Origin of the sequence: Paraburkholderia sp. Ac-20347, assembly GCF_017104805.1 — a bacterium.
Taxonomy (GTDB): Bacteria; Pseudomonadota; Gammaproteobacteria; order Burkholderiales; family Burkholderiaceae; genus Paraburkholderia; species Paraburkholderia tropica.
Genome location: NZ_JAAGPN010000325.1, coordinates 1 through 7,787, shown reverse-complemented (window position 1 = coordinate 7,787; position 7,787 = coordinate 1). Strand labels below are relative to the sequence as shown.

Genomic DNA, 7,787 nt, shown 5'->3' with positions numbered 1-7,787 from the left:
GCCCGCGAGTGTCACCGCGCCGCGCACGCCCGCGACCGTGGTGATGGCGACGGTGCGCAGCCCCGGCACCGCATTGGCCACGCCGTGACGCGCCGCGCCGCGGCTCGCCACCCAGCGCAGCAGCCAGACCCAGCCGAAGCGCATCGCGTAGAGCGCGATCAGCACCGCGCCGATATAGCCGAGCAGACGCAGCATCTGCACGTTGCTCGTGTGATGCGCGTCGAGCAGCGCCTTGCCGAGAATGCCGGGAAATTGCAGGCCGAGCAGCGTGAACACCATGCCGTTGAACACGAACTCGATCATCGACCACGTGCTGGTCGCACGCACGCGCGCCGACACCGGACCCATGTGCGCGACGCTCGTGTAATTCATCATCATCCCGGCGGCCACGGCGGCGAGCACGCCCGAGACTTCGAGATGTTCCGCGAACAGGTAGGCCGCGAACGGAATCAGCAAGGTCATGACGACGCCCGGCGCGGGGTCGCCTTCGGCATCGACGTTCAGGAAGCGCGACGACATGAAGCTGAAGAACCAGCCGATCGCCGCGCCCACGGCGAGCCCGCCCGCCGCGATCAGAAAGAAGCTCAGCGTGGCCTGGCGCAGCGAGAACACGCCCGTGAGCGCCGCCGCCACCGCGAACTTGAGCGCGACGAGGCCCGAGGCGTCGTTCATCAGCGCTTCGCCTTCGAGGATGTGCATGAGCTGCGCGGGAATCTTGTCCTTGCCGGCGATCGCCGAGAGCGCGACGGCGTCGGTCGGCGAGAGCACGGCGGCGAGCGCGAAGGCCACGGGCAGCGAGATCTGCGGCACGAGCCAGTGCACGAAATAGCCGACGGCCACCACGGTCAGCAGCACGAGGCCGAGCGCGAGCAGCAGGATCGCGCGGCGCTGCATGAAGAACTCGCGCTTGGGCATGCGCCAGCCGTCCGCGAACAGCAGCGGCGGAATGAACAGCGCCATGAAGACGTCGGGATCGAACGTCACGTGCGGATTGATGCGCGGGAACGTGAGCAGCGCGCCGATGGCGATCTGCAGCAGCGGCAAGGGCAGTTTGATGGGCAGCAGCCGCACGATGATCCCCGAAAGGGCCACGGCGAGGAGCAGAATGAGAACGGTGAAAATGGTTTCCATCGATGAGCGGCGAGACGAGCAGGGATGCGAGGGCGCGCGGTGCGGCCCCCAATCATCCGTTGAATGCGGAACGTGCCGCGGGGTAGCGGCGAACGATGCGGAGCATGCCTGACGAGGCAGGCGGCGGTTGGCGGTAAGTGTAGCCCGAGCGCGGCTGCGCACGCCGCGAAGCGTGCAAGGGACTTGTAGGGCGAGCGCGGCGGCGAGCACGGCGGCGAGGGCGCATGCACGATTCTGGTGCGTGCAGGGACGCATCATGCCCGCCGCGCGCGCACGCGCACGGTGCGCGGTGCAGGCTTCGATGCAGGGCGGGTCGCAGCGTGCGCACGGACCTTGCTTTATCGCCTGCCAACGACGCAACGCATCGGCCGCCGGTACGCACGCCCGTGGCGATCAACTTGCGCGAAGAGGAAGGCATGATCACAGAGCAGCAGGACAAGATGGCCGCGGCGCCGCTCGGGTTCACCCTGAGCGTTTCGTCGGGGCTGCAGCGCTATAGCGCGCAACATGGCGAGCTTGCGCTCACCAGCGTGTTTCAACCGGTGTTCAGCCTGTCGCACATGCGTGCGATCGGCTACGAAGGGCTTCTGCGCGCGCACGACGCGCTCGACCGGCCCGTCTCGCCGCTCGACGTGTTCGGCGCGGCCGCGCGCGTCGGCGAGGCGCTGCAGGTCGACCGGCTCGCCCAGGGGCTGCATCTGGAGAACTTCTCGCTGCTCGGCGCCGAGCGCGAGTGGCTGTTTCTCAACGTGCATCCGGGCACGCTGATCGAGCCGTATCACGCGGCGGCGCTGCTCGCGAATCTGCGGCGGCTCGGGTTGCCGCCACGGCGCGTGGTGCTCGAAGTGCTCGAAGCCGAGGCCACCGATCTCGACGCGCTCGCGCACGCCGTGGCCGAGTTCCGCGAACGCGGCTTCCTGATCGCGCTTGACGACTTCGGCGCCGGTCATGTCGATATCGGCCGCGTGTGGCAACTGAATCCCGACATCGTGAAGCTCGACCGCATCATGCTGATGCACGCCGCGCACCGCGCCGACATGGCCGCGACGCTGCCCGCGCTGGTCTCGCTGTTGCACGAGGCGGGCAAGCTCGTGCTGATCGAGGGCGTGGAGACGGAGCACGAAGCGCAGATCGCGCTCGCCTGCAACGCCGACTTCGTGCAGGGCTTTTTCTTCGCGCGTCCGGCGCCGGGCTTGACCGACGCCACGCACGCGCAGACCGTGATCGCAGAAGCGACCGAGCGTTACCGCGAGCAGACCGAGGCGCGCGAGCGCGGCACCACGAGCCGTCTCGCGCCCTATGTGCGCGCGTTCGAGCGCGCGGCGGAGCGGCTGGGCGCGGGCGAGTCGCTCGAAGAGGTGTGCTGGAATTTTCTCGCGCTCGATCACGCGGCGCGCTGCTTCCTGCTCGATGCGAGCGGGCGTCAGGCCGGGCGCAACGTCGTGCTGCGCGTGGACCGCGCGGAGCAGGGCGCGCGCTTCCTGCCGCTCGACGACGCGCAGGGCGCGAACTGGCTGCGCCGGCCGTATTTCCGCGCGGCGCTGGTCTCGCCGGGACGCGTGCATGTGACGTCGCCGTATCTGTCGATCAACGAGGCGCTGCCGTGCGTGACGCTCTCGATGGCCGTGCAGGTCGGCGACCGCCTGTGCGTGCTGTGCGGCGACGTCGACTGGATGGCGGAAGAACTGGCCTGAACGTGAGTGTGAGCGCTTCGCTCAAGTCGATCGAAGCGCAATGGAAAACGGCGCGAGCCATGATGAGCCCGCGCCGTTCGCATTGCGTGATTTAACCCCTGAAAACAGGGCTTATTTCGCCACGACCACCGGAATGCCGCGCAGCGCGCCCGCGCCCTTGAACGAGGCGAGCGCATCGCTCACGGCCGCGCTCGTCTTCACGTCGATACCCAGACGCGCCGCGAGTTCGCGCTCGCCGCGCTTGACCGCCGCGAGGTTCGCGAGCTTCACGTGGCCGTAGCCGCGCACGCGCTGATGCAGACTCGCGAACTTCGCGAGGTCGGCGGCGCTGTCCGTCGTCGTGTGCGCGTGTTGAATCAGCGCGCCGCGCAGCGTGGCCTCGTAATCGTCGGCGAGCGCGCGTTCTATGCGGCGTTCAAGCGTGTGGCCGAACGGATCGAACCACGTGCCGCGCACGCCGCGTCCCTTCGCGAGCAGCGCGAGCGCGCGCCAGAGCCATTGGCCGAACTGCATCTTGCGCGGCGGCTGGCCGTGTTTTTCGCGTGCGATCAGCGGCGGCGCGAGGTTGAACTTCACCGTGAAGTCGCTGCCCGCCTGGCCTTCGAACTGCGCTTCGAGCGCGGCGCGGAACGCCGGATCGGCATGCAGGCGCGCGACTTCGTATTCGTCCTTCACTGCGAGCAACGTGTAGAACGTGGCCGCGACCGCGCGCGCGAGCGCCTGATCCGCTGACTTGTCGGCGAGACGCGCGGCGTCGGTCAGCGCGCGATAGCGCTTCGCGTAGCCCGCGCCGCCATAGGCGAGCAGACGCGCTTCGCGATCGGCGATCAGTTCGTCGAGCGTTTGCGTGAGCTTGCGCGCGGAAAGCGCCGCTTCGCTTGCTGCATTCGCGCGGCGAAGGTCGAGCGCTTCGAGCGCGGCCGGATCGGCGGCGGCGAGACGGCCGATCGAAAGCGCGAACAGATTCGCCTGCACGGCCACGTTGTTCAACTCGATCGCGCGCGTGAGCGCCGCGAGCGACACGGGCACGAGGCCGAGCTGCCACGCGAAACCGAGCATCAGAATGTTCGCGCCAATCGTGTCGCCGAGATAGCGTTGCGCGAGCGCCTGGGCATCGCAGGTCGACAGCGGATCCTGCGCGGGCGTCGCGCCGTTCGTCGCCGCGTGACGCATCTTCGCGAGCAGTGCGTCGGCGTGCAGATTCGCGTCGGGGTTCTGCACGAACGACGCGTTCGGAATCTCGTGCGTGTTCACGACGATGCGCGTGCGGTCGTGGCGCACCGTTTGCAGCGCGTCGGCGCCCGCGCCCACCACCATGTCGCACGCGAGCAGCAGATCGGCCTGCTGCGTGTCGATGCGCACCTGGTTGAGCAGCGCGTCGGTGGCGGCGAAACGCACGAACGACAGCACCGAGCCGCCCTTCTGCGCGAAGCCCATGAAATCGAGCACCGACGCGCTCTTGCCTTCCAGATGCGCGGCCATGCTGATGAGCGCGCCCACCGTCACCACGCCCGTGCCGCCCACGCCGGTCACGAGAATGTCGTAGGGCGCGTTGTCGAGATGCGTCGACGGCATCGGCAACGCACTCACGCGCGCGGCCAGCGCCTGCGGATCGAACGCGGCGCCCGCGGCCTTCTTGAGCTTGCCGCCTTCGATCGTGACGAAGCTCGGGCAAAATCCGTTCACGCACGAATAGTCCTTGTTGCACGACGACTGATCGATACGGCGCTTGCGGCCCAGTTCGGTTTCCACCGGTTCGACCGAGAGGCAGTTCGATTGCACGCCGCAATCGCCGCAGCCTTCGCAGACGGCTTCGTTGATGAACAGACGCTTGTCCGGATCGGGGAACTCGCCTTTCTTGCGGCGGCGGCGCTTTTCGGCGGCGCAGGTCTGGTCGTAGATCAGCACGGTCACGCCCGGCGTTTCGCGCAGTTCGCGCTGCACGGCGTCGAGCTCGCTGCGATGATGAAACGTCGTGCCCTTCGGAAACTGGCCGTGATGTCCGTCGTATTTCTCGGGTTCGTCGCTCACGACCACGAAGCGCGAGACGCCTTCGGCTTCCACCTGGCGCGCGATCTGCGGCACGGAAATACTGCCGTCCACGGGCTGGCCGCCCGTCATCGCCACGGCGTCGTTGTAGAGGATCTTGTAGGTGATGTTGGCCTTCGCGGCCACGGCCTGGCGAATCGCAAGGATGCCTGAATGAAAGTAGGTGCCGTCGCCGAGATTCTGGAACACGTGGCGCGTCTTCGTGAACATCGAATGCGCGGCCCAATCGACGCCTTCGCCGCCCATCTGGATCAGGCCCGTGGTGTCGCGCTCCATCCACGACGCCATGAAGTGACAGCCGATACCCGCCTGCGCGATCGAACCTTCGGGCACTTTCGTCGAGGTGTTGTGCGGGCAGCCCGAGCAGAAATAGGGCGTGCGCTTCACGGCATCGGCGACATTCGAGAGGATTTGCGGCGCCACCAGATCGACCACGCGCTCGCGGCGATCGAGCAGCGGCTTGTGCTTCGCGAGCCACGCGGCGAACACCGGCAGGATGCGCGACGGGCGCAACTCGCCGAGTTCGGAGAGCAGCAGCGTGCCGTCTTCCGCATGCTTGCCGATCACGGCCGGGCGCGCGCCGTCCTTCCCGCTGTCTTTCCGGTTGTAGAGATGGTCCTTGATCTGCTGCTCGATCACCGGGCCTTTTTCCTCGATCACGAGCACGTCGGTGAGACCGGAGACGAAGGCGTCGAGGCGCGACATCTCCAGCGGAAACGAGAGCCCCACCTTGTAGATGCGCACGCCCGCCTGTTCGAGATCGGCGACGGTGAGATCGAGCCGGCGCAGCGCTTCCATCAGGTCGAGATGCGCCTTGCCGCAGGTGACGATGCCCACGTTCGCGTGCGGGCTCGGCGCGATCCATTTGTCGATGCTGTTCGCGCGCGCGAAGTGGCGCACGGCGTCGAGCTTGGCCGCGAGACGCTGCTCGATCGCGAGACTCGGCAGATCGGGCCAGCGGTTGTGCAGGCCGCCGGGCGGCGCGGCGAAATCCGCGTTGGCCAATTCGGGCGCTTGCCAGTCGGTCTTGAGCGCGTCGAGATCGACGGTCGAGCCCGATTCCACGGTTTCCGAAATCGCCTTGTAGCCGACCCACGCGCCCGAGTAGCGCGAGAGCGCCCAGCCGTAGAGGCCGAATTCGAGCATGTCCGCGACATTCGACGGATTCACCACGGGCATGTGCCACGCCATCATCGCGAAGTCGCTCTGATGCGGCATCGACGACGACACGCAGCCGTGATCGTCGCCCGCCACCACCAGCACGCCGCCGTGCGGCGACGAGCCGTAGGCGTTGCCGTGCTTGAGCGCGTCGCCGGCGCGATCGACGCCCGGGCCCTTGCCGTACCACATCGCGAACACGCCTTCGACGGTGCGTTCGGGGTCGGCTTCCACGCGCTGCGTGCCGAGCACGGCCGTGCCGCCTAGTTCCTCGTTGATGGCGGGCAGGAAGCGCACGTCGGCGGCTTCGAGCAGTTTTTTCGCCTTCCACGCCTGCTGGTCGACCATGCCGAGCGGCGAGCCGCGATAGCCGCTGATGAAGCCCGCCGTGTTCAGGCCGTGCGCGCGGTCGAGCGCACGCTGCATCAGCGCGAGGCGGATCAGCGCCTGCGTGCCGGTCAGGAAGATGCGGCCGCGCGTGGCGGTGAGGTTGTCGGTGAGCTGGTAATCGGCGAGGGGAGGCGAAGCAGGCTGATCGCCAAACGCGGGACGCGCGGTCATGGGGGAAGTCTCCGTTCTTGTGTGGCGAGCGCTGCGTCTATGCGTCTTTCTGTGCGCTCGCTGAAGACTCCATTTTTTCGCGTCAATAGCGGAAGTTTTTTGCTAACTCTGCGGGCGCATCCGTTGAATGCGCCAAAGCCTGCTCGCAATGGCGAGCTTTAGAGGGAAATTCTCTTTCGTCGCGCGTGCGGCGCGCGGGGCGTGGCCGCGCGCGGGTTTTGATTCAGATCACGCGCGGACCGTAAGGCCGGGTCTGATCGAAGGGCTCGACGTCGTGAAAGTGCGTGTAGTCCATCCGGCTCACGCCGCCGACTTCGCTCATCAGATCGACGTAACGATGGCCGAACCGCACCTGGCCGTCCGGCCAGATGTAGCGCGCCTGCATGGTCTGCGCGGTCGACTCGTCCGAGCCTTCGATCACCACGTGCAGCGTGGCGGCCTGCAGCGCGAGCGACTCGGGCGTCGCGCCGTGCAGCGGGCTGGTTTCGTCGATCACGTGCATCAGGTTCCAGCCGAGCGTGAAGAGCGGATGCTGATCGCGCACGAGCTTGAGGTCGTAGATGCGTCGCGCGGTATAGCCGTCCGACGAGGTTTCGATGCGCACGAGGCGCAGCTTCGCGCTGGCTTCGGCGATCACGTTCTGACGCGCGTTGGCGGCGCGCACCATCAGCGTCAGGCGGCCCTCGATCGGATGCACGACCACCTGGCGCGCGAACAGGATCTTCGCGCGCGGACGCGAGAAGCGCGCGAACACGATGCCCGTGGCGAGCGCGATGCTCGACATGCCCACGAAGATCTCGAAGGTGGCGACGATGTGCGCGTAGACGGTTTGCGGATGCATGTCGCCGTAACCGACCGTCGCGAGCGTTTCGACGCTGAAGAAGAACGCGCCCGCGAAACCGTGCGGATACTGATTCGCGATGGGCGCGGTGCCGAGCTGGTAGAGGCACGCGAAGAACGCGTTGGCGACCACGAACAGCGCGGCGAGCGAGGCGAAGAAGGTGGGCCAGCGCATGGTGAGCGCCGTGTGATAGAGGTCCTGCCAGCCATGCACCGGCATGCCGTAGACGAGCACTTCGCGCGAGCCGATGTGCAGGCGGCGCGGCGCGGGGCCGCCGCGCGTTTGCCAGGCGTGAGCGCGGTCGCTGCCGGGGCGCTTGCGGTCTTCGTCGGTGGCGGCGTGCGCGTTGGCCT

At 67.5% G+C, this 7,787-nt stretch carries 4 protein-coding genes; 1 reads left to right on the top strand and 3 read right to left on the bottom strand.

Annotated elements, in window-relative coordinates; genetic code table 11:
- A partial coding sequence (locus G3N97_RS34195; protein ID WP_205997293.1) for a Na+/H+ antiporter occupies positions 1 to 1,131 on the bottom strand: 1,131 nt, incomplete at its 3' end.
- A gap of 416 nt (positions 1,132 to 1,547) precedes the next feature.
- On the opposite strand from G3N97_RS34195, the gene G3N97_RS34190 reads away from it, so the two are divergent.
- Positions 1,548 to 2,825 (top strand): EAL domain-containing protein, encoded by a 1,278-nt coding sequence (locus G3N97_RS34190; protein WP_205997292.1) that lies wholly within the window; start codon positions 1,548 to 1,550, stop codon positions 2,823 to 2,825.
- A gap of 111 nt (positions 2,826 to 2,936) precedes the next feature.
- Here G3N97_RS34190 and G3N97_RS34185 read toward each other — a convergent pair whose 3' ends face one another.
- Both G3N97_RS34185 and G3N97_RS34180 read right to left on the bottom strand, forming a co-directional pair.
- Positions 2,937 to 6,593 carry an indolepyruvate ferredoxin oxidoreductase family protein gene (locus G3N97_RS34185; RefSeq protein WP_205997291.1) on the bottom strand — a complete coding sequence of 1,219 codons (3,657 nt, stop codon included), beginning with the start codon at positions 6,591 to 6,593 and terminating at the stop codon, positions 2,937 to 2,939.
- Positions 6,594 to 6,816: 223 nt separating this feature from the next.
- Positions 6,817 to 7,689 carry an ion channel gene (locus tag G3N97_RS34180; protein ID WP_241031006.1) on the bottom strand — a complete coding sequence of 291 codons (873 nt, stop codon included), beginning with the start codon at positions 7,687 to 7,689 and terminating at the stop codon, positions 6,817 to 6,819.
- Positions 7,690 to 7,787 lie beyond the last annotated feature (98 nt).